General features: G+C 28.2%; 30 protein-coding genes. 16 read left to right on the top strand and 14 right to left on the bottom strand.

Annotated elements, in window-relative coordinates:
• Positions 1-159: 159 nt before the first annotated feature.
• On the top strand, positions 160-333 hold the full coding sequence (locus HA146_RS01935; RefSeq protein ID WP_209107906.1) for a hypothetical protein: 174 nt from the start codon (positions 160-162) through the stop codon (positions 331-333).
• Between the two features lie 25 nt (positions 334-358).
• Here the strand turns inward: HA146_RS01935 and pip are convergent, their stop codons facing one another.
• Positions 359-1,309, bottom strand: coding sequence for a prolyl aminopeptidase (gene pip, locus HA146_RS01930; RefSeq protein WP_209107905.1), 951 nt, complete (start codon positions 1,307-1,309; stop codon positions 359-361).
• A 696-nt stretch (positions 1,310-2,005) separates the two neighbouring features.
• Positions 2,006-2,146, bottom strand: a complete 141-nt coding sequence (locus tag HA146_RS01925) for a hypothetical protein (RefSeq protein ID WP_209107904.1) — start codon at positions 2,144-2,146, stop codon at positions 2,006-2,008.
• A gap of 376 nt (positions 2,147-2,522) precedes the next feature.
• On the opposite strand from HA146_RS01925, the gene HA146_RS01920 reads away from it, so the two are divergent.
• On the top strand, positions 2,523-2,720 hold the full coding sequence (locus HA146_RS01920; protein ID WP_209107903.1) for a hypothetical protein: 198 nt from the start codon (positions 2,523-2,525) through the stop codon (positions 2,718-2,720).
• A 17-nt stretch (positions 2,721-2,737) separates the two neighbouring features.
• Positions 2,738-3,598 carry a CPBP family intramembrane glutamic endopeptidase gene (locus HA146_RS01915; protein WP_209107902.1) on the top strand — a complete coding sequence of 287 codons (861 nt, stop codon included), beginning with the start codon at positions 2,738-2,740 and terminating at the stop codon, positions 3,596-3,598.
• 255 nt (positions 3,599-3,853) lie between these two features.
• Here HA146_RS01915 and HA146_RS01910 read toward each other — a convergent pair whose 3' ends face one another.
• Both HA146_RS01910 and arfB read right to left on the bottom strand, forming a co-directional pair.
• The gene (locus HA146_RS01910; RefSeq protein ID WP_209107901.1) at positions 3,854-4,102 is read right to left on the bottom strand and encodes a DUF1651 domain-containing protein; all 249 of its coding nucleotides are present in this window, start codon (positions 4,100-4,102) and stop codon (positions 3,854-3,856) included.
• Positions 4,103-4,170: 68 nt separating this feature from the next.
• Entirely contained in the window at positions 4,171-4,599 is a 429-nt protein-coding gene (arfB, locus tag HA146_RS01905; protein ID WP_209107900.1) for an alternative ribosome rescue aminoacyl-tRNA hydrolase ArfB, read from the bottom strand.
• A 66-nt stretch (positions 4,600-4,665) separates the two neighbouring features.
• On the opposite strand from arfB, the gene HA146_RS09520 reads away from it, so the two are divergent.
• Positions 4,666-5,040 carry a hypothetical protein gene (locus HA146_RS09520; protein ID WP_245157396.1) on the top strand — a complete coding sequence of 125 codons (375 nt, stop codon included), beginning with the start codon at positions 4,666-4,668 and terminating at the stop codon, positions 5,038-5,040.
• A 230-nt stretch (positions 5,041-5,270) separates the two neighbouring features.
• Entirely contained in the window at positions 5,271-5,615 is a 345-nt protein-coding gene (locus HA146_RS01895) for a hypothetical protein (RefSeq protein WP_209107899.1), read from the top strand.
• Between the two features lie 108 nt (positions 5,616-5,723).
• On the opposite strand, the gene HA146_RS01890 is transcribed toward HA146_RS01895, so the two are convergent.
• The 3 genes from HA146_RS01890 to HA146_RS01880 form a co-directional block, all read right to left on the bottom strand.
• Positions 5,724-5,996, bottom strand: coding sequence for a small RNA NsiR4-regulated ssr1528 family protein (locus HA146_RS01890; RefSeq protein ID WP_209082968.1), 273 nt, complete (start codon positions 5,994-5,996; stop codon positions 5,724-5,726).
• Positions 5,997-6,062: 66 nt separating this feature from the next.
• The gene (locus HA146_RS01885; RefSeq protein WP_209108460.1) at positions 6,063-6,512 is read right to left on the bottom strand and encodes a peroxiredoxin; all 450 of its coding nucleotides are present in this window, start codon (positions 6,510-6,512) and stop codon (positions 6,063-6,065) included.
• A 299-nt stretch (positions 6,513-6,811) separates the two neighbouring features.
• Entirely contained in the window at positions 6,812-7,045 is a 234-nt protein-coding gene (locus tag HA146_RS01880) for a non-structural protein (NS2)-like protein (RefSeq protein WP_209107898.1), read from the bottom strand.
• Positions 7,046-7,454: 409 nt separating this feature from the next.
• On the opposite strand from HA146_RS01880, the gene HA146_RS01875 reads away from it, so the two are divergent.
• Together HA146_RS01875 and HA146_RS01870 are read left to right on the top strand one after the other, a co-directional pair.
• On the top strand, positions 7,455-7,745 hold the full coding sequence (locus HA146_RS01875) for a TatA/E family twin arginine-targeting protein translocase (RefSeq protein ID WP_209107897.1): 291 nt from the start codon (positions 7,455-7,457) through the stop codon (positions 7,743-7,745).
• Positions 7,746-7,749: 4 nt separating this feature from the next.
• The gene (locus HA146_RS01870) at positions 7,750-8,142 is read left to right on the top strand and encodes a hypothetical protein (RefSeq protein WP_209108459.1); all 393 of its coding nucleotides are present in this window, start codon (positions 7,750-7,752) and stop codon (positions 8,140-8,142) included.
• 11 nt (positions 8,143-8,153) lie between these two features.
• Here the strand turns inward: HA146_RS01870 and HA146_RS01865 are convergent, their stop codons facing one another.
• Complete coding sequence (locus HA146_RS01865) at positions 8,154-8,471, bottom strand: hypothetical protein (RefSeq protein WP_209107896.1); 318 nt, start codon at positions 8,469-8,471, stop codon at positions 8,154-8,156.
• A 91-nt stretch (positions 8,472-8,562) separates the two neighbouring features.
• On the opposite strand from HA146_RS01865, the gene HA146_RS01860 reads away from it, so the two are divergent.
• Positions 8,563-8,778, top strand: a complete 216-nt coding sequence (locus tag HA146_RS01860; RefSeq protein ID WP_209107895.1) for a Nif11-like leader peptide family natural product precursor — start codon at positions 8,563-8,565, stop codon at positions 8,776-8,778.
• A 1-nt stretch (position 8,779) separates the two neighbouring features.
• Here HA146_RS01860 and HA146_RS01855 read toward each other — a convergent pair whose 3' ends face one another.
• Complete coding sequence (locus HA146_RS01855; protein WP_209107894.1) at positions 8,780-9,265, bottom strand: hypothetical protein; 486 nt, start codon at positions 9,263-9,265, stop codon at positions 8,780-8,782.
• Between the two features lie 323 nt (positions 9,266-9,588).
• On the opposite strand from HA146_RS01855, the gene HA146_RS01850 reads away from it, so the two are divergent.
• Both HA146_RS01850 and HA146_RS01845 read left to right on the top strand, forming a co-directional pair.
• A complete protein-coding gene (locus tag HA146_RS01850; RefSeq protein ID WP_209107893.1) occupies positions 9,589-11,118 on the top strand; it encodes a phytoene desaturase family protein in 1,530 nt (509 codons plus the stop codon).
• A 116-nt stretch (positions 11,119-11,234) separates the two neighbouring features.
• A complete protein-coding gene (locus HA146_RS01845; protein ID WP_209107892.1) occupies positions 11,235-11,438 on the top strand; it encodes a hypothetical protein in 204 nt (67 codons plus the stop codon).
• 12 nt (positions 11,439-11,450) lie between these two features.
• On the opposite strand, the gene HA146_RS01840 is transcribed toward HA146_RS01845, so the two are convergent.
• Together HA146_RS01840 and HA146_RS01835 are read right to left on the bottom strand one after the other, a co-directional pair.
• Complete coding sequence (locus tag HA146_RS01840) at positions 11,451-11,741, bottom strand: TIGR03894 family protein (protein ID WP_209107891.1); 291 nt, start codon at positions 11,739-11,741, stop codon at positions 11,451-11,453.
• A gap of 90 nt (positions 11,742-11,831) precedes the next feature.
• On the bottom strand, positions 11,832-12,038 hold the full coding sequence (locus tag HA146_RS01835; protein WP_209107890.1) for a hypothetical protein: 207 nt from the start codon (positions 12,036-12,038) through the stop codon (positions 11,832-11,834).
• 306 nt (positions 12,039-12,344) lie between these two features.
• Between HA146_RS01835 and HA146_RS01830 the strand changes: the two genes are divergently transcribed.
• Positions 12,345-12,653: a hypothetical protein gene (locus HA146_RS01830; RefSeq protein WP_209107889.1), complete on the top strand. Its 309-nt coding sequence runs from the start codon at positions 12,345-12,347 to the stop codon at positions 12,651-12,653.
• Positions 12,654-12,929: 276 nt separating this feature from the next.
• Here HA146_RS01830 and HA146_RS01825 read toward each other — a convergent pair whose 3' ends face one another.
• The gene (locus HA146_RS01825; protein ID WP_209107888.1) at positions 12,930-13,070 is read right to left on the bottom strand and encodes a hypothetical protein; all 141 of its coding nucleotides are present in this window, start codon (positions 13,068-13,070) and stop codon (positions 12,930-12,932) included.
• 159 nt (positions 13,071-13,229) lie between these two features.
• Between HA146_RS01825 and HA146_RS01820 the strand changes: the two genes are divergently transcribed.
• Positions 13,230-13,739, top strand: coding sequence for an alternative oxidase (locus tag HA146_RS01820; RefSeq protein ID WP_209107887.1), 510 nt, complete (start codon positions 13,230-13,232; stop codon positions 13,737-13,739).
• Here HA146_RS01820 and HA146_RS01815 read toward each other — a convergent pair.
• The gene (locus HA146_RS01815) at positions 13,736-14,170 is read right to left on the bottom strand and encodes an NADH-quinone oxidoreductase (RefSeq protein ID WP_209107886.1); all 435 of its coding nucleotides are present in this window, start codon (positions 14,168-14,170) and stop codon (positions 13,736-13,738) included. The genes HA146_RS01820 and HA146_RS01815 overlap by 4 nt on opposite strands.
• Before the next feature lie 412 nt (positions 14,171-14,582).
• On the opposite strand from HA146_RS01815, the gene HA146_RS01810 reads away from it, so the two are divergent.
• Together HA146_RS01810 and HA146_RS01805 are read left to right on the top strand one after the other, a co-directional pair.
• On the top strand, positions 14,583-14,720 hold the full coding sequence (locus tag HA146_RS01810) for a hypothetical protein (protein WP_209107885.1): 138 nt from the start codon (positions 14,583-14,585) through the stop codon (positions 14,718-14,720).
• Between the two features lie 463 nt (positions 14,721-15,183).
• A complete protein-coding gene (locus HA146_RS01805) occupies positions 15,184-15,435 on the top strand; it encodes a DUF3104 domain-containing protein (RefSeq protein WP_209107884.1) in 252 nt (83 codons plus the stop codon).
• A gap of 73 nt (positions 15,436-15,508) precedes the next feature.
• Here the strand turns inward: HA146_RS01805 and HA146_RS01800 are convergent, their stop codons facing one another.
• Positions 15,509-16,399 carry a GNAT family N-acetyltransferase gene (locus HA146_RS01800; protein ID WP_209107883.1) on the bottom strand — a complete coding sequence of 297 codons (891 nt, stop codon included), beginning with the start codon at positions 16,397-16,399 and terminating at the stop codon, positions 15,509-15,511.
• 159 nt (positions 16,400-16,558) lie between these two features.
• Between HA146_RS01800 and HA146_RS01795 the strand changes: the two genes are divergently transcribed.
• A complete protein-coding gene (locus tag HA146_RS01795; protein WP_209107882.1) occupies positions 16,559-17,944 on the top strand; it encodes an aldehyde dehydrogenase family protein in 1,386 nt (461 codons plus the stop codon).
• Between the two features lie 78 nt (positions 17,945-18,022).
• Complete coding sequence (locus HA146_RS01790; protein WP_209107881.1) at positions 18,023-18,775, top strand: LysM peptidoglycan-binding domain-containing protein; 753 nt, start codon at positions 18,023-18,025, stop codon at positions 18,773-18,775.
• Positions 18,776-18,836: the final 61 nt, after the last annotated feature.

The following is an 18,836-nucleotide window of genomic DNA, read 5'->3' as shown; positions in this document are numbered from 1 at the left end:
AATACAATAAGAACTAAAATTAGATATCTAAATTTGAATGTCAATTATTTTCAGATTCCTTTTATTGAATAAGAAAGATTTTTTTAATTTTGAAATTATGTATATAAATCCACGATGCAGTAATGCAAGCTTTAATGTATTGATCAGGTTTAACAAATTATGTCTGAAAGATTTGAATGGGATGACACCAATAGCTCAGGTATATGGTGGAGTACTAACGTAAGTATTAGAGACGAGTGTATTTTGCTTAAGGAAGACACTAATTGCGAAGATTCTGATATCGTAGAACTCCTTAGGAGTATTGCCCAAAATATTGAAGATAATGGCCTTTGATTTTTTTTAAAAAGTATTTTTTCAATTAGTAATTTTCAATTCCTTTTACAGCTTTTATTAATTCGATACTGATACCTCTTTCACTCATTGAATGACCAGCATCATTAACAATAATTAATTCAGAATTCTTTAATTTCTTATTTAGATCCCAAGCACTCCTAACAGGACAAACGACGTCATATCTCCCTTGAATTATTGTTGTTGGAATCGATTCTATTATTTTTATATTTTTCAAAATAAAATCATCTTCTAAGAAAATATTATTAATAAAATAATGACATTCGATCCTTGCAAAGGCATCTGAAAAAGAATTAACTTGGGACTTACCAAAATCGAATTTTTTATTTATTAAATGACTAGTTGAGAGTTCCCATTTTGTCCAAGCTGCTGCTGCTCTTGATCTAAGCTTCACATCTGAAGATGTTAGATATTTATAAAAAGAACTTATTAAGTCATTTCTTTCTTCTTTTGGTATTACAGAAATATATTCTTCAAATTCATGAGGGAATATCTCACTTGCACCATATTGATAGAACCATAATAATTCAAACTTTCTACATAAAAATATTCCTCGCAAAGTCAAGCTCAACACTCTTGATGGATTTTTTATTGCATATACAAGTGAAAGTGTTGAGCCCCAAGATCCACCAAACAAATGCCAACTATCTATTTTTAATAGAACCCTTAATTTCTCAATATCATCAACTAAATGATTTGTCGTATTTTCTTTTAATTCGGAGAAAGGAGTAGAGGAACCGCAACCTCTTTGGTCAAATTGAATAATATCGAATTTATCTGGATCAAAGTACCTTCTATATCTTGGTTGACTTCCTCCTCCTGGACCTCCGTGAATAACAAGTATTCTTTTGCCATTTGGATTACCAGATCTTTCCCAATAAATAGTATGAATATCACTAACTTGTAAAAAACCCTTTTCTCGTACTTCAATTTTCGGAAACAAGACTTGATCTTTCATTTTGAAATATTTTTAATTTCTTTATAAATCCATAGTATCCAAAAAGAAGTCTAGTTTAGAAGCAATTTGTTAAATAAAAAAAAGGACTGCTTGTACAGTCCTTTTTGATATTTGATTTCCTTCTTTCAGGATATAAAATTACATATTTTAAAGTCTATTTACTCATAAACCTAGAATACGTGAATTCGGGGATTCATCTCGATAATTTCAGTTCCTATTGTCGCTAGTAATTATAAAGCGAAGTCTTATCAGACTAATTGATTGAACTTTAATTTTCGAATAATCCCATTCTCAGGAATACGCTTCCTATATTTTGGAATTTGCTAAATTTCAGGCGGACTATCAATCATTTAGATTGCCTCCGAACTCAATATTTATAAATTACTCCTTTTTATATTTTCAGTAAATCCGTAAATATGCTGATTTACTTTTTTCTTAAAATGTAAGAGGATTTTAATGATCCTTTGTTTCTTAAAGATACATATAAAAATTAAAGTCTATAATTCTTCCTTATTCTGATTAATAGAGCAAACATAGCTTCTATTATTCTTTTATCACTATCAGAAAGTTTATAATCTTCCAATTTTCACTGAACAAAGTTTACAAAATCATCAATATTAGGATTCTTATCCCTGCTCTTTCACAACTCACTAATCCAATCTGCTACGGCAAAAGTTATTTTTGTAGTATGCATGTTTACCAATCAGCGTACTTAAAATCTCCGCCAAGAGGTTCTTCATAAAAGAAGCCTTCTTTTATACCTTTTTCGTATTTTTCAATAACCTTTTTATAAGAAGCTATTGAGGGACCTAAATCTCCTAAATAAATAGGTTCCATCAGAATTGTTATAATATTTTTAATTATTTATTACTTTATATGAGAATTTAATAAATACATTATTAATATGCATTATGGATTTCATCAAAAAAAACAAGATTTTAACTCTAATGGCGATAATTGCAGTTTTATCATTTGCATTAGAAAAAGCAGGCATAATACACCCTTAAATTAGTTAAATTATTTGACAAATACTTCTTAATGAAATAAGTACACAGAAACTATTACTGCAAAAATAAGCAATGGAGATATTAACGTAAAAATTAAAGTGGAAAGATTAATAAGCATAAATTTTAAATAAATATACAATTTTAATAAACATCACTTTTAAGCATTTGCAATAAGTAAAATTTAAATTATTAAGATATAAAAAAATTTGAATAAAGAAAGATATAAAGAAGAATATGAAGAGAGCTCAGGCTTACTTTGGCCTAGTGATAAAGAAGAGAAAATAACTCGGCAATTTTATAAAGATTTATCTCATTTCTCAAAAAACATAAATTACAGTAAAAAGAAAAAATTAAATCTTTTTGGACAAGTAGTTAGAATAATAAAAGGCAAAGTCTGTGATTAATTAATATTCAAACTAAAATGAAAAATGTAATGATATTAATTAAAAGTTTTCTTCTTTTAAGACCAAGATTTTTATCCACTATATTTTTTATTCCAATTCTTTATGGCATTGGCTGGGCTTTATCTCAGCCATTTTTATTGTTTAATTTTGAAAAAGAAGATTTATCGTTAATTGGTACTATTATTACTTTCTTACTTTTTATTTTTTTACTCCCATATTGGTTTTATATCAAACGAAACAAATCAAGTGCTTGGGTACTTCTTGGGATAAATAAAGACAGATTCTTAAAAAACCTTGTCAGATTTTCTCAAGGTATTTTATTTGCTTTAGTTTTAATAATTATAATTCTGGTACCACTATTGCAAAAAAATTATATTTCTTGGATAGGTGAATTCTCGCCAATAATATTGTTAAATTCTATTTTACTGGGATTAGGTGTTGGATTCGCAGAGGAAATAATTTTTAGAGGCTGGTTACTAGAAGAATTAAAATTTGAATATGGTACAGAAATATCAATAGCTTTACAAGCTATAGTTTTTAGCTTTGTTCATAATTTATCAAATGAGATCTTTTGGAACATATTAGGATTACGTTTAGGATTTATTTTACTTGGGATATTTCTATCATTAGTAAGAATTAGAGATAAAGGTTCTCTATGGAATTGCATAGGAATTCATGGAGGACTTGTGGGTATTTGGTTTTTTATAAATAACGGATTAATAGAATTCAAAGAGAATACACCTTCTTTTTTAGCAGGGCCTTTTACACAAAATATTCCAAACCCAATCGGTAGCTTTAGTGCAATTTTAATATTACTTTTGTTATGTATTTTTTATGCAGTAAAATCAAAAAAGATTTTTCCTAGACGTTTTAATTAGATATAAATACCGATTGATTTTTAATTAGTAATTGTCAGATTAAAATAAAGCTTAATACTCATATGAACTTTGAGTCAGGAATAAGATTTATTTTCTTTTTAGTAATTTTTGGAGTTACAAACTATCTAATGATGTTGAGAAGATATGAAAACGATATCAAAAAAAAGAAATTTTTACAACATAAAAAAATTTCCAAGCTATATCCTAAAGGTTCATTTATTGTCTGAAATTAAAATTTTTTATTTTTGAATTTCCTCACCATTTTTTACTAGTTTTTTGCCAACCTTCATTTAACAATTTTTGCCATAATAATCTTGCTTCTTCAATAACAATTTTTTTTCTAGTTTTCATTAATGGAGGATTTTCCCCATGAATTCCCATAATGATCCCTTCTTCAATAAACATGTAAGCAATAGATTTATCAGAATTCTCTTTATCTTTATAAAAACGCATAACCCCTACAAAATTGGAGTCCATTAACCAAAAATCATTATTTGAATTCAATAAACCAAAATGAAATTAAATTAATCATATGCTTTCATTACAATTTGCGAGGGAAATATTTATGTTTCTCATAATTGATAAATTTTTTCTTTTTTCCTACTTTTTTTCAATTCGCCACGTTTTTTCTTAAACTCAACTCTTTTCTTTTGCGATGCTTTAGTAGGTTTTGTAGATTTTCTCAATTTAAATGGATTATTTAAAGCATTTTTAATGATTGAACTAAATTTCATTAAGGCTAGCTGCCTATTTAGTAATTGATTTCTATGTTCTTGAACCGCTAAACGTAGGCTATTATTCACTAATTTGTTTTTCAAGTTAATCTTGAGAATTTCTTTCTGATAATCATTTAGTACTTTTGAATCTTCTAAATTAAAAATAATCTCTACTCTGCTTTCAATTTTATTTACATTCTGCCCTCCAGGACCTGAAGATCTGGAAAATCGCCATTTAAGTTCGTTAGATGGTATTACTAATCTTTTAGTAATTTTTAAATCCATTTTTAGTTCTTCTTAATTTAGATTTTTAGAATTATCTCTCTAATATTTTAAAACATATCTTAAAATTTGATCGGTAAATACTGTGCGGTTATGTTAGGTAAACCGAAATTCGGTGTATTTGCCGTATCAATATCTTCGGTATTTATCCTTTCATATTTAAAAAAATTATTAGATATTGGATTTGTACTAATTCAAAGGTCACTTATGTATTCAATGTTTGATCTTCTTTTTGAAACACCTTCATATCGCCCAGTATATGTTATTTCTGATAGTGACATGAAGGAGTTAAAGAAAAACCAACATCAAGAAGAGCTTGATGAAATTACAACACAAAAAGTAAGACTTGAAGATGCTTTTAAAGCTCAACTAAAACATCTTGAAGAAAGAGAAAAAGAAGTAAAGAAAGAACTTAAAGTACTCTCAGCCTCAAAAAATAAATAATTTATTTTTAGAGAAATTACTTTTTAAAAAGACGGTTTTTAACCGTCTTTTTTAATTCCTCTAGTTTTAAGGTATCCATTAAATCCACAGATTTTAAAAATATTTTCCATAATTAAAAATATGAATAATAATAAAGAAAAAATAAGAATGTTCTTACCCTTTAGTTGGGTAATTTGTGCAGCAATATCGTTTGCTTATATAAATTCACATTTAATAAATACCTAACATAAATGTCTTATCCCTCAACAGACGAAATACTTGCATCTTCAAAAGGCTGGGTAGCCTCATTTTTAAATTTTATTCCTGGTTTAGGATCCGGTTACTTATACCAAAGAAGGTGGAAACCATATTTTTTAACAATAGCTGCTACTACTTCATGGTTCGCTTTAGGATTGTTTTTACAAGGAGATTCAGAACCTTCTAAAGTTGAACAAATAATTGGAATTTCTGGTCTTTTTTTTATATCAACAGTTACTGTTATAGAAGCCAACTTGGCTTTCAAACAAGCAATTAAAAAAATAAATACTGAAAAAGAAAAAATAAAGCCCTCTAAAAAAAAAGGATGGTTTAAATAATTAAAAATTAGATCTAAGAAAAAATATAATTAGTTCTCATTTTTTAATTTAATTAAAAAATGACCCTAAATAATTTTTAAATTAGACATTAAGGTTTCTTTTGTTTTTTTAGTTATAAAAAAATAAAATTTCCTTTTCTTTGAGACCTTCCCATCCTGAGTCAATCAATAATTGATTCAATGTTTCTTTATCAAAATGCTTAGAACCAGTTTTGACGCATCTATTTCTCATTGATTTTTTAACGCCACTTCTTTGTCTTTTATTTTCCTCATCCATTATTCTGTTATATAGATCTAGCATTTTTGGAGGGATTGGGGTACCGTCAAGATCAACTCCATTTTGAATAGCCAAATCAACAGCTTGCATTCCCATTTTTTTCATAGATTAAATAAATCCTAAAACCATATTAAAACAAAAAATAAACATCTAGAATTCTTTAAATTAAATTTATTTATTTTGAATTTCTTTTAGTACTCTAATGGCCTCTTTGATATGCTCCGGACCATTCAATAAATCTCTAAAGATATGCCTAACTATTCCATTTCGATCGATAACATAAGTTACTCTGCCATCCATAAAACCTAATACATTAGGAACTTTAAAAGTTTTCCTAAGAGAGTTATTGGTATCGCAAAGTAGAGGGTACTGTAACTTGTTTTTATTGGCAAATGCCAAGTGACTCGAGGTACTTCCATTACTTACTCCCCAAACTTGGGCTCCTAATACTTTAAATAAGTCATACTTATCTCTAAATCCGCAAACTTCTATAGTGCATCCTGGGGTATCATCTTTTGGATAAAAAAATAAAACGAGAGGATTTTTTAATCCCTTATTTGATCTTTTAATTCCATTTTGATCCAGTAAAGAAAACTCTGGAATTTTATCTCCAATCTGCAAAATATTAATTATAAAATTATATATTAAGTGTAAATTTGATTCTTTTGTGGCCTTCAAAGAAATAACTAATGTAAAAGTCACTTTTTTTGTTTTAAAAGATACTAAAAAATTATTGAAATACACTAAGGTGAATTTATTAATTCAATATGATGGAATTAATAATTTATATTTTGTTATTTATAATTCTTCTTTTAGGAGTTATTTTTAATTTAAAAATAACTAATTTTAAAAAAGTTAAAGAAGTACAAAACAAGGCCAAAGATTATTAAAAAACGAATATTTAATTTGTATTACTAAGATTAAAATTCAATTTTTTCATTTGGAGTAAATACTGAGCAATATTTTCTTACTAGATCCTTTGGCTGATTAGTAGAAGAATTCGATAATTTTAACTTTTCTATAGCCTCATTAACATCAATCTCACCAAGTCGATATCTTGCACATGTATCCAATACTTTAAACATTTTTGTTGTAACCGCTTCAGCTGGATAAATTAAAAAACTTAAGTAAAAAATAATAAGTAAGGACTTCATTTTTTAAGAATTTAGATATTTAGCAATTAGTTTCAATAACAGAGCAACAAAATTAGTTTAGAAAAAATAAGATTAAGATTTTTTAGAATAACTAATTTGATTGAAACCTAGGATTCTTCTAAAATAATAATAAAAGAAATTAAGATAAAATAAGTGATATTAAAAAATTATCTCCGTGAAAATAAGAAAATTAATCGAAAAACACAAAACTTTTATAAATTGGTATAAAAAAAAATTCAAGTTGAGTGATTATCAATTACTTTGGCTAGTTTTCTTTAAAGGGATATTAGTAACAATGATATTTTTCAAAATCTTTTAATATTAATAAAGCTATTCCAATTATGAAATTTTTAAATGATTTGACTATATTTAATAATAGATTTTCTCATTAAGTAATTAGTTATCAGCTATGAATATTTTTGGTGTAGGTTTGCCTGAAGTTACTGTAATACTAATCTTAGCTCTTTTAATTTTTGGTCCAAAAAAGCTTCCGGAATTAGGAAAACAGCTTGGTAAAACTTTGAAAAGTCTTAAAAAAGCGTCGAATGAATTTCAAAATGAAATCGATCAGGTTATAAACGAAGAAGACAAAGAGGAATCGCCTAAATCCATGGAAAGCAGTCAAACGAATGAAATTGATCAAGAAAAACTTGCTTCAGAAAAAAAGAATCTTTCAAAGAAAGAAAACAGCAACAACTAATATTTTGGATAGGCCCATAACCCCCATAGAGGAATTTGAAAGAGCATTATCTAAAGCAGCTCTTACTAAAGAAGAATCTGAATTAATAGACTATATACGCTATACAAGCGTTTTTACACAACCAAGCCTTATTAAAGATTTAAAAAGGCCCTCAAAGCCTCCTCTTTTGTCAGTTCTATGTCAAATTTGCAGAAAAATTGGTGCAGAAATGCCAGATCATTTCAACAAAGTAATCGATTGGTCAATTGAAATTAGTGATCACGATACAAAATGGGATGCTCATTTAATTTGCGCAGAAGCATTTAACATAGACAAAATTCCATTAAGTCCAATTAATGGAACTACTTTATTTGATGTTCTTGTTGTACACAAAGAATTATTTCTTGGCTTTGATTGAATTAAATTAATCTAATCATCCAAAGGAATAGAATCAGTATCTATAACTTCCGAGTCATCATAGTTATTTGATTTTCTTTCAATCCAATTATTAATATAACTAACTAGAGGTAATGAACCTCTAAAAATAAAAAGAGAAGTAGGCAAAGCGCTTAATAAACCGACAACCGGACTTTTAAAAAGTAATCTTCCAGCCTTAATATTAAATAAAACAATCAGTAAGGAGGGAACCATAACTTTAACTACTGTTTTGAGCGCCTCAAGCCAACCAACACGATAAGTCCACCATATAAGAATTATTCCAACTACATAAAGAAATAGGTAAGTCATAAAAATAGTATAATAATTATCTATTTATCTTGTTCTAAATAAGAACAATATTTTTATAAGTTTTTTAAAATCAATCAATCAAATTCTAGTGATGAGTTTTTCTGAAATAAGAAAATTTTTAATTAAGATGCAGTCTGATGAAGACTTAAAACAGCAGGTTACATCTTCTTCTACAGCGGATGATGTAGCACTAATAGGTCAAGGCTTAGGATATGATTTTTCAGGCGATGATCTCTTAAGATTTAATGGACAAAAAGTTGATAAAGTAACTGTAAGAAAAGTAGATCATCCAGGGGAATACCACTAATTTAAGACTTAACCCATATTGCGAGCCCGCCGCCCCTGCCTCGTGCACACATCCATTTATCTTTAGTACTAATTCCTACAAGAGAGAAAAAAGGCATTTTCTTATCTTCAGGTTTTTTTAATTCCTTATTAAATATTGGAAAATTACTAAAACTAATCTTCAATTCTTCAAAATAAAAAGTTAACAAAGGTCTAAACCCTTTTAACTCTGCGCTGCCTATAAAGATAATGTTTAATAATCCGAAATTAATTGAATTTTTTATTTCAAAATTCAGTTGATCTTCTTTATTTTTCTTTTTTAATTCTAGTTTTGCAGATAATACTTGGAGAATCGAACTAGATATATTTTTTATTTCATCTGACTCGTTTCCCCAGACATACTGAAACCTCCATATTCCTAACAATTCCTCATAAACTATTCCGCTACCATTCTTTTGAGACTTTTTTTCTAATAGTTTTAACTCTTTTATGCAAGGAAAGGTCTTCATAAACAATTTGAATCTAAGAACTAAATACTAAGAAAACCTCATAAAAAATGTTATTGGTTAAATAAATCCTATAAAAAAATTTCTTTGTTTCGAAATATTTCAAAAAAAAGGGAGGCTTGGCACACATAAGGAACAATATCTCGTTAATATATTACTTAATGTAACAAAACCAATGGATTTCATCTCTAAAAGCCAAGGATACGTACCTCTCAAAGTAGTTCCTTACATATTTTTCCTAGCGATTGTACTAAGTATTACAACTTCAACAAATACATTCGTTTAAAACGATTTAGTTTTTAAATTGAAAATAAAGTCAATATTTAATGCAAAAATATGATGTCGTAATAGTTGGAAGTGGTATAGGTGGATTGTGTTGTGGTTCAATTCTAGCTTTAACAGGTAAAAAAGTTCTTATTTGTGAAGCACATTCCCAACCTGGAGGTGTTGCTCACAGTTTCAAAAGAAAAGGTTACACCTTCGAGTCTGGTCCTTCACTATGGAGTGGGATCGGTAAATGGCCAACAACTAATCCCCTAGGGCAAATTCTTAAATTACTTGATGAAGAAGTTGAACTATTTCAGTACAAAGGTTGGCAAGTTATAGTCCCAGAAGGCAATTTTAATCTTGATGTAGGAGAAGAATCCTTTAAAAAAACAATAAAAACTTTAAGAGGTGAGAAATCTGTTAAAGAATGGGAATCATTTATTTCTGAAATAAAACCTCTTAGCCAAATAATAAATGAGATACCTTTACTCTCGTTTTCTCCTGAATCAATAAATTTCTTAGATCTAATAAATTTAACCTCAAAATTCTTACCTAATATCAAGCAAATGCCAAAAATTAATAAGGGTTTTGGGAATTTAGTAAATAATCACTTAGAAGATCCTTTTCTCAGAAATTGGGTGAATTTATTGAGCTTTTTGATAAGTGGTATGTCAATGCATGATACAAATACAGCTGCTATGGCTACTTTATTTAACGAATGGTTTGAACCAAATTCCTACCTTGAATACCCCAAAGGAGGCAGTGAATCTATTGTAAAAGCGTTAATTAATGGATTTAAAAAAAATGGAGGAGAATTAATACTCTCTTCAAGAGTTACGAAAATAAACTTCAATAAAAATTTAGCGGCAGGTATAACCCTTGAGGATGGTTCCACTTATAGTTGTGAATCTGTTGTAATGAATACTGATGTTTGGAATTTAAAAAAGTTAATCCCAAATGCAATCTCAAAAAAATGGAAGCTAAAGGCCTTAGATCCTGATAAATGCGATTCTTTCCTTCATATACATTTAGGTTTTGATGCTGATGGACTTGAAAACTTGCCGATACATGCGATTCACGTTGATGATTGGGAGAAAGGTATCAATGCAGAAAGAAATATAGCGGTATTTTCAATCCCATCTGTTTTAGATAAAAATATGGCCCCTAAAGGGAAACATGTTCTTCATGGATATACTCCGGCAAATGAACCATGGGAAATTTGGGAAAACCTAAATCCAAAAGAACTAGCGTATAGAAATCTAAAAGAAGAAAGATGTTCAATATTCCTTAATGCTGTGCGAAAATTCATCCCAGATATAGATGAAAGGATAGATTTAAAGATGTTAGGGACTCCAATTACTCATAAAAAATTCACTAATACCCATTGCGGTAGCTATGGTCCAGCATTATCTGCAGCAAGAGGTCTTTTCCCAGGATGCACAACTCCAGTGAACAATTTATTTACTTGCGGTGCAAGTACATTTCCAGGTATTGGAATTCCAGCTGTTTCAGCAAGCGGTGCTTATGCAGCTGAAAAAATTATTGGGAAAAAAGAATTTACAACTCTTCTTAGAAAAATAAATTTATGAATCAAGTCCTTTTTTATAACTCAAAAATACTAAGTTAAGAAATAAAAATAAAGAGAGAAGAAATGTTCAATGATGATAATCTTTATCTGAACATAAACTTAACTTATAGCTATTATATGTTTTTATTATCAATTCCTCAAGCCTGGCATTTGGTTGGCACTTGGTCAGAGCAACTTCCAAGCGAGTCAAATCTTATAGGAATGGGTCAAACAGAATTAATGATGACTTTACATTCAATATTTGTTCCTCTCTTACTTGTAATTTCATATTATCTATTCAATCGACTTAATAAAAACGAATCAAAGAATATTAAAGGATGATAGTTTTAAAGTTTATTTAGCTGAACTTCTTCTAACTACTTTTCTTCCTGTAGAAGTGTCAACTCCGCTTGAATCTTTTGTTTGAGAATTATTTTCAACATTATCAATATCACTCTTGTCCATTTCTGCACAAACACCTACTACCATTGCAGCCTGCATTTGATCTGGTAAATCTCCAATAGTCAATAAGGCCTTCAAAACTAATTGAAGTCGGGTTTGTCGATCAATGTCTGGTCTTAATTTTTTTACAGTATTCCAAAGTTCTTGGGTAACTTCTTTTAAAAGTTCTCGATCTACAGCCAAATTAAAACCTTTTTATCTTTATACTAATCTAACAAAAAATTGGATCTCTTAAAATAATATTCAATAAAAAGATTGTTAGTTGAAATTTTTCTATGCGAATACAAGTTGCATTTGTTGATGCGATTCATTTTTTTCTTGCAAAAGTTCATCTTTTTCAATCTTTTTTAAGATAAAAGTTCTATAAAATTTCTTTTGAATCCTTATTGGAGTATTTTCAAACTTTTCATTTTTACTTACTAGAGAATTCCACTCTTTTGAATTAAAAGTGGCATAAGGAGAAGATGAAATCACTTTCATGGCCTAATAATACGCTTGTACTAATAATAGTACATTTTTACTATAATGCAACAATTTTCGTGCTTTAATTACCCCCCCCCAACATCTTTGGGAGTTAATTAAATTTTCTTTCCTTATCTAAATCATAAAATATATAAGTTTCATATATGAATCAACGTATCATGCATTACCTATTAATACCTTTTTTTAGTGTCTCAAGACTTTTCTTGCTGAAAACCCTTTAAAATAAATAATTTGTTGGAATTCACATTGACAAGATATTTTTAATCATCGTTCCTATAAAAGTATTAAAAATTTGATTTAAAAATGCTTCTGAGTAATCAAAAAAGAATAAAAATTCAAGGAATAATTAAAAGAATTGCACATGACAAATCAATTTCATTAGAAGAAAGAATATATGTCGAGAAATTTGCTAAGCACAATTCTACAATTTCTCTTTGGCTAAAGAAAGCTAACAGCTTTAGGAGGAATGTTGTAAAAAGCGATAGTGGAATTGATTCCCTTTTACAATCATTTGGGATAGATGGACTTTACAAAGAAAATCATTTCAACCCAAATGAAGATGATATATCTGACTGGTTTGGCGGAGCACCTGATTGGTTAAGAAGAAGTTAAGATCCCTATATATTTAACTTACCCAGGCTGTTTTAAACAAATATATACTCGCTAAAGATATAATCACCCAAAAAATCCAGGGCAAAAATTTAATTGGAACTAAATAATTTTTTGAAACGGTTTGCATATAGATTTTTCTTTTAGATTATTTCCTCCTTACTATTTTTGAGAATAGGTTTAATTGCTCTATTTTTATATAGAAAATAATATATGCATACTCAAAAATATTAAATCACTCAAAATTAATAAAATGTACTCAACCTAAACCATCATTATCTAAGCAACTTTATTTTCAATTTTGATTGGAAAATTTGCTATTTTTGTTTCACCCTGTTCTGAATCATTCCAAAATTTTATAAGTCTTTCTAATTCATCAATCCTTTTTTTTGCATTCGCAATCTTTTCACTTGTTGTCATATAAAGTTTTTTTAACTACCCAATTAATGCATGAAAAAAAAATTTTTCAATAGTAGATAATAATTCTTAGATTAGAAATATTAATTTTTGGTTAATTACTTAAAAAGCATATACCTCTAAATCAAAATAAGTAATTATACTTAAAGAAAAGTGAACTTCATGAAGAAAATAAATTCTTTCATTTTAAATAATACTGTCAAATTCTTAGACTTCATTTACTCTAGTAGACATTTACAAAGATTTTGGGTTTTAGAAGTTATAGCTAGATCTCCTTATTTTGCATTTCTGTCAGTTCTACATTTTAAAGAATCCCTCGGAATTAAAAATGATAAAACAATGTTTTTAATGAAAGAACATTTTTATCAAGCTATTAACGAAACTGAGCATCTTAAGGAAATGGAGAAAAGAGGAGGAGATAGGTTTTGGATTGATAGATTTTTTGCTAGACACCTTGTGCTTGTTTATTACTGGATCATGGTTTTTTATTATTTTTTCTCTCCAGCAAATGCTTATGATGTCAACATAAAAATAGAAGAACATGCATTTAAAACTTATTCCAAATATTTAAAAGATAATCCGAATGACCAAAAAATTAAAGAAATAGCTCAAGATGAATTAAATCATGTTCGAGAACTTAATGAAGCTTTGTCAATGCTAACTTCCGTTTAGATTAGTGCTGAAAAATCTATTAGCAATATTGATATCATTATCGAAGAAGAGATTAATCCAAGGCCAATCATCAATGAGACATAACCTTTTTTCCTCGGTAATTTATAAAAAGACAAGCCAATTACCAATGTCATAATTAATGAGAAAAAAATTATAATTTTTTCATTAACCAAATTGAGATGTATAACTAAACTTGTTTTATCAAAATACTTAAGAAATTTTGATAGAACTAATTCCTCCTCTGTTTTCTTGAAAAAACAAAGGGAGCTAATAACTGCAGAACTTAATAAAGAAAATGCAATAAGAGCAGTAACCGGTTTTGTTAATCTGTTAACTGTTCTGTTAAAACTTGCCAATAAAACAAAAACGAATAAAGAGGTAACAAGAGGTATTAAAGGTATAAGAATTGATGTATTAATGAAATTTCCCACAAATAAAATTAGTATCTATTTTAAAATTTTATATTATTTCGACGCGTTATTTTATTAAGTAAGATTTTTTAAAATTTTATATTATTTCGACGCGTTATTTTATTAAGTAAGATTTTTTAAAATTTTAAATGTAATTAGTACCTATTGCATTTTGTGTAAATTGATACCAAAATTTAATTAGTATGTACAAATAAAATGCTGGCTATTTCTGAAATTATTCTTGCAAGTGCTATCTTCCTAGGAATTGTATATTGGGAAGTTAAATTACTTTACACCAATACAACAGTAGCAAAATAACTTTTACTAAATAAGGAAAAATTAAGAACAGATAAAATTTAAATAAAATTTAAGAATTTAAATCGACAAAAAAAGCTTTGAATATGAGAGAATAAACACAAATAAAAACAGTCTCATGAGCGAAGTTCAAAATCCTAATACTAATTCAACGCATCAGCAGCAACAGCAGCAGCAGCAATCTTATATAGAACGCAAAATCAATTCTGCTGAGAGCGAGAGACTTTATCTTGAGATGAAAGAGGCTTGGCTTTGAATTAGATTAGTTTTTTAAATAATACTTGTAATTTGTAAAACTTTTTTTTTTGATTTTGAAGTAATTAATACTTTTTTTTTATCCATACCTTCTAAATTCTGTTTAGCTACTAATGAATTTTGTTTAAAAAGCTAAAGCAGTTAGAGAAAATCAACGGAAGAATTGCAATGGGAGGATTGATATATTTAGTTTTTACAAAATTAATTTCTTACCGTGCCGACATATTAGACCAACTTAAATTTTACATAATTTAAAAAATGAATTGAAAATCTTATCCAGGAATATTTCTTTCTATATAAGCGTCGGTTAAAGCTAAAGCTAAACCTAATAATGTTGAAAATATAGCAATTTCAGTAGATTCCATTCCATTCCTAAACTACCTCTAGTTTGCAAATTAATTCAAAGTTCGGCAACAAAACTAATATTTTATTATAGTACTCATGTACTATTTTATACGTCAATTGTGAGATCGGCAGCTTCTGAGTTTCTTTTCGTTAGAACAGGCGATTATGTAGTAATTAAAAGTCAAGTAAATTGCGAGGATACTAAAGAGAAGAAGAATAATTATTGGGTCGGTCAAGTTATTAACTGTATTGGAGGAGCTAGAAATCCAAATTCATGGACCTTGTTTCAAGTAGCCAATATTGATAATGGAGAAATCACTATAATTAACGCCGATATTGTAGAAAAGATTTTGAAACCTTCTGAAACTTAAACTTATGGATAGCTAACTTACATTCTTTGATTATTAAATAACCAAAAGGCGAAAAGATGAATTTCAGAGGAAATTATCCCAGTTCCAGGCAAGCAAGTCCGTATACTTGATTCATTGGACAGGGAGGTTGAATACCTTTATACATTCTATAGGTTTTTGATATTTCCTCAAATCCCAAACTTGATAAAAGAAAATTTGCATAAGGATTAAGATTAGAGCAATCCAATAAGATTTGGGAATCTAAATCACCAACCAACTCTCTGATTAGTAGTTCAGCGAGTGGTGGAGTATCCGCCAAAAGAGGTCCTATTCTCCAGCCTTGGTTATTATCCTCCAAGACACACGGTCTTATCCTGCCAAATCCATGGCACATCCCATTATTATCGACAATTACGCTAACATTACCATGTGAATTTTTTAACCAGTCATTTAGAAAATGCGGTCTGGGACTAGGTTCTCGCTGATCATCGTAAGTTAAGACTACTTCAGAGGAAATTTGATTCCCAGGGACAACTTTAAAAGAATGTAATTGATCTTTATAGAAATTGCTCAATGGTAAATCTTGAAAACCATTCAATTTCCATCGATTTGTAATTGAAGATTTTCTAAAACCCCAATTTTGGTAATCATTCAATCTATCTGGAGCAGCCTCTAGGCCAATACAATCAACATTTTTTAAATAATCGAGTGCATGTTTCCATAATCTCAATCCATATCCATTATTTCGGAATTCTTTTTTTACGATAAATAAACCTATAAAACCATAGGAGGAATTATATTTGATGCACGCAATAGAACCTATAGGATTATTGTCTAGGCAGCCAACCCATACTCCTTGTTTATCTGTATTTCTATAAATTGATACATCATCCATTCCAGGAGAAAATCCCTCTAACCTTGCCCAATTTGTAACTTCTGATATTTCATTTGTAGATATCAATCTAATTGAAAATTTTCCCTTCATAGAAATATATTAACTAGGAAAAATTAGAATTTTCAAAGGGAATATTAATTAATTTGATTCTTTCTTATAAATTATTCACTTTGGCCTAATTGCTTAAAAAAATTTTGCTATTTACAATTTATCCTCTGATATATTTAATACTATTCATAGAATTAAAAAATGAAAATTTCTGATAAATTTCATTTAGAAAATATCTATAAATTAAAGAATACAGTTCTTACTGGTAAAACAGAAGAGATGAAATGGAGAATCAAACAGATAAATATAGTTTCTAAACTTTTGGATGAAAATAAAAAAGAGATAATAAAATCACTTTTTATTGATCTAGGAAAATCTGAAATTGAGGGGCTTTCAGAAATCCTTTTAATTAAAGAAGAAATTTCACTTATAAAAAAGAAACTTAATTCTTGGATGCGCCCAAAAAAGATTGCAACACCTTTTTATCTATTTCCATCATCCTCCAAAGTTATTTATGAACCCCTTGGGTGTGTTTTAATTCTTGGTCCATATAATTATCCATTGTTGTACGTTTTAAAGCCATTGGTAAATATTTTCTCCGCAGGAAATACTGCAGTTATAAAACCATCAGAGAAATGTCCTTCAACCTCAAAACTTATTAAAAAGCTTACTTCCAAATATTTCCAAAAAGATGTCCTATTAGCAGTAGAGGGTGACTATAAACAATCCATAAAATTAATTGAACAAAATTTTGACCATATATTTTTCACAGGAAGTACCGAAACAGGAAAATCTATTATGAAATTGGCTTCAAAGAACTTAACTCCATTAACTCTTGAATTAAGCGGAACAAATCCTGTAATTATTTTTAAGAATGCAAATTTAGAAGTTGCTACGAAGAGAATTGTTTGGGGCAAATTTTTTAATTCTGGTCAATCCTGTATGGCTCCAAATCATATCTTTGTAGATAAAGAAATTGAAAATAATTTTATAGAAAAATTAAAGCAATGCATAGTAAGTTTTTACGGAGAAAATCCAATAATTTCTGAAAACTTATCTAAATTAGAAAAAAAGCAATTTTCATCGACTATAGAAACTCTCAAACGATATAAAAAAGGAAAAAGAATTTTATATGGGGGAACTTTTAGTAAGAAAAAGTTGAAAATATCTCCTACAATTCTAAGAGCTAAATTAGATGAAACAGATATTTTACAAAAAGAATTATTTAGCTCAATACTTCCAGTAATTGGAATCAATGATACAGAATCTGCTTTAAAACAGATTAATCAGACTTCAAAACCATTAGCAATCTACTTATTTGGAGGCAATAAAAAAATCCATAATCATATTTCAAGAATAACCAGCTCAGGCACTATTTGTATCAATGATGTTATGTTACCTGTCCTTATTCCAAATTTACCTTTTGGAGGCGTTGGGCAGAGTGGTATTGGTAAATTTCATGGGGAGGAAGGTTTTCGAAATTTTTCAAATCAAAAATCTATTACTTTCAAAGGTTTTCTATTTGATTTAAATCTTAGATATCCCCCTTACGAAAGAGTAAAGAAATTTTTAAAGTTTATTTTTTAGATTTAAATTACTTAAATTGTTTTCAAAAACCTAGCGATTTTGAATTAAGAGATTATCTTTAAATAAATAGTGAAGTTAATGAAATTAGTATTTTTAGTAATTGCAATTCTTATTAATTTCCTTAATCACTCATTGATTAAGTCAGAAGAAAAGATTGATTCGGTAAATAATACAATTGAGAATATTGCTAAAACAGAATCAATTTCTGAAGATAAAACTGAAATAAGAAAAATTCATATCGTAAAAATTGGAGATACAATTTCAAGTATTTCAAAATTCTATTCAATAAATAAAGATTTAATTATTGAATTGAATAATTTAAAAAATGAAAATTACATATATGTTGGCCAAAATCTTATTATTTCCGAATCTACTGAAAATTCTAAAAAACAATCAGATTTAATAAAAAATTATCATATTGTTCAAATAGGTGAAAATCTTACTGAAATATCAAACAAATATAAGTTAAATTTAGGATATTTGATAGAGATTAATAATCTCAAGAATCCAGATTCTATAAAAGTTGGGGAAAAGCTCTTATTAAGCAAAAATAATCCAATTAATGCAGGAAATTATCAAATAATTAAAAATAATGAATTACTTGAGGTAGATAAACAAATTTATGGTCCAATAATTATTCAAAGTAAATCTTATAAAACAATTAAAGGTAGAAAAGTTTTAAATGTACTAAATCAAGAAAATAAAAAACTGATACTTTCAATAAACTGCGATTCAAATGAATTAGATGTAAGAATCCCAGGCAGAAAATGGAGAGGAGAGGATGCTGCTAAAGAAGAATTCGAAAAAAACTTAATAAATGATTTTTGTTAGAACTTTTAATTAATATGTGTGAATAATTTGTCTAAGACTATTAATGATGGGTTATTGTTTA

Source organism: Prochlorococcus marinus CUG1416, assembly GCF_017695965.1.
Classification (GTDB): Bacteria; Cyanobacteriota; Cyanobacteriia; order PCC-6307; family Cyanobiaceae; genus Prochlorococcus_A.
This window is presented reverse-complemented; position numbering and strand designations above follow the sequence as displayed.

Coding starts and splice junctions, on each gene's coding strand:
- HA146_RS01935 (WP_209107906.1), top strand. CDS start 160: ATGTCTGAAAGATTTGAATGGGATGACACCAATAGCTCAGGTATATGG.
- pip (WP_209107905.1), bottom strand. CDS start 1,309: ATGAAAGATCAAGTCTTGTTTCCGAAAATTGAAGTACGAGAAAAGGGT.
- HA146_RS01925 (WP_209107904.1), bottom strand. CDS start 2,146: ATGGAACCTATTTATTTAGGAGATTTAGGTCCCTCAATAGCTTCTTAT.
- HA146_RS01915 (WP_209107902.1), top strand. CDS start 2,738: ATGAAAAATGTAATGATATTAATTAAAAGTTTTCTTCTTTTAAGACCA.
- arfB (WP_209107900.1), bottom strand. CDS start 4,599: ATGGATTTAAAAATTACTAAAAGATTAGTAATACCATCTAACGAACTT.
- HA146_RS01895 (WP_209107899.1), top strand. CDS start 5,271: ATGTCTTATCCCTCAACAGACGAAATACTTGCATCTTCAAAAGGCTGG.
- HA146_RS01890 (WP_209082968.1), bottom strand. CDS start 5,996: ATGAAAAAAATGGGAATGCAAGCTGTTGATTTGGCTATTCAAAATGGA.
- HA146_RS01880 (WP_209107898.1), bottom strand. CDS start 7,045: ATGAAGTCCTTACTTATTATTTTTTACTTAAGTTTTTTAATTTATCCA.
- HA146_RS01875 (WP_209107897.1), top strand. CDS start 7,455: ATGAATATTTTTGGTGTAGGTTTGCCTGAAGTTACTGTAATACTAATC.
- HA146_RS01865 (WP_209107896.1), bottom strand. CDS start 8,471: ATGACTTACCTATTTCTTTATGTAGTTGGAATAATTCTTATATGGTGG.
- HA146_RS01860 (WP_209107895.1), top strand. CDS start 8,563: ATGAGTTTTTCTGAAATAAGAAAATTTTTAATTAAGATGCAGTCTGAT.
- HA146_RS01855 (WP_209107894.1), bottom strand. CDS start 9,265: ATGAAGACCTTTCCTTGCATAAAAGAGTTAAAACTATTAGAAAAAAAG.
- HA146_RS01850 (WP_209107893.1), top strand. CDS start 9,589: ATGCAAAAATATGATGTCGTAATAGTTGGAAGTGGTATAGGTGGATTG.
- HA146_RS01845 (WP_209107892.1), top strand. CDS start 11,235: ATGTTTTTATTATCAATTCCTCAAGCCTGGCATTTGGTTGGCACTTGG.
- HA146_RS01835 (WP_209107890.1), bottom strand. CDS start 12,038: ATGAAAGTGATTTCATCTTCTCCTTATGCCACTTTTAATTCAAAAGAG.
- HA146_RS01830 (WP_209107889.1), top strand. CDS start 12,345: ATGCTTCTGAGTAATCAAAAAAGAATAAAAATTCAAGGAATAATTAAA.
- HA146_RS01825 (WP_209107888.1), bottom strand. CDS start 13,070: ATGACAACAAGTGAAAAGATTGCGAATGCAAAAAAAAGGATTGATGAA.
- HA146_RS01820 (WP_209107887.1), top strand. CDS start 13,230: ATGAAGAAAATAAATTCTTTCATTTTAAATAATACTGTCAAATTCTTA.
- HA146_RS01810 (WP_209107885.1), top strand. CDS start 14,583: ATGAGCGAAGTTCAAAATCCTAATACTAATTCAACGCATCAGCAGCAA.
- HA146_RS01800 (WP_209107883.1), bottom strand. CDS start 16,399: ATGAAGGGAAAATTTTCAATTAGATTGATATCTACAAATGAAATATCA.
- HA146_RS01795 (WP_209107882.1), top strand. CDS start 16,559: ATGAAAATTTCTGATAAATTTCATTTAGAAAATATCTATAAATTAAAG.
- HA146_RS01790 (WP_209107881.1), top strand. CDS start 18,023: ATGAAATTAGTATTTTTAGTAATTGCAATTCTTATTAATTTCCTTAAT.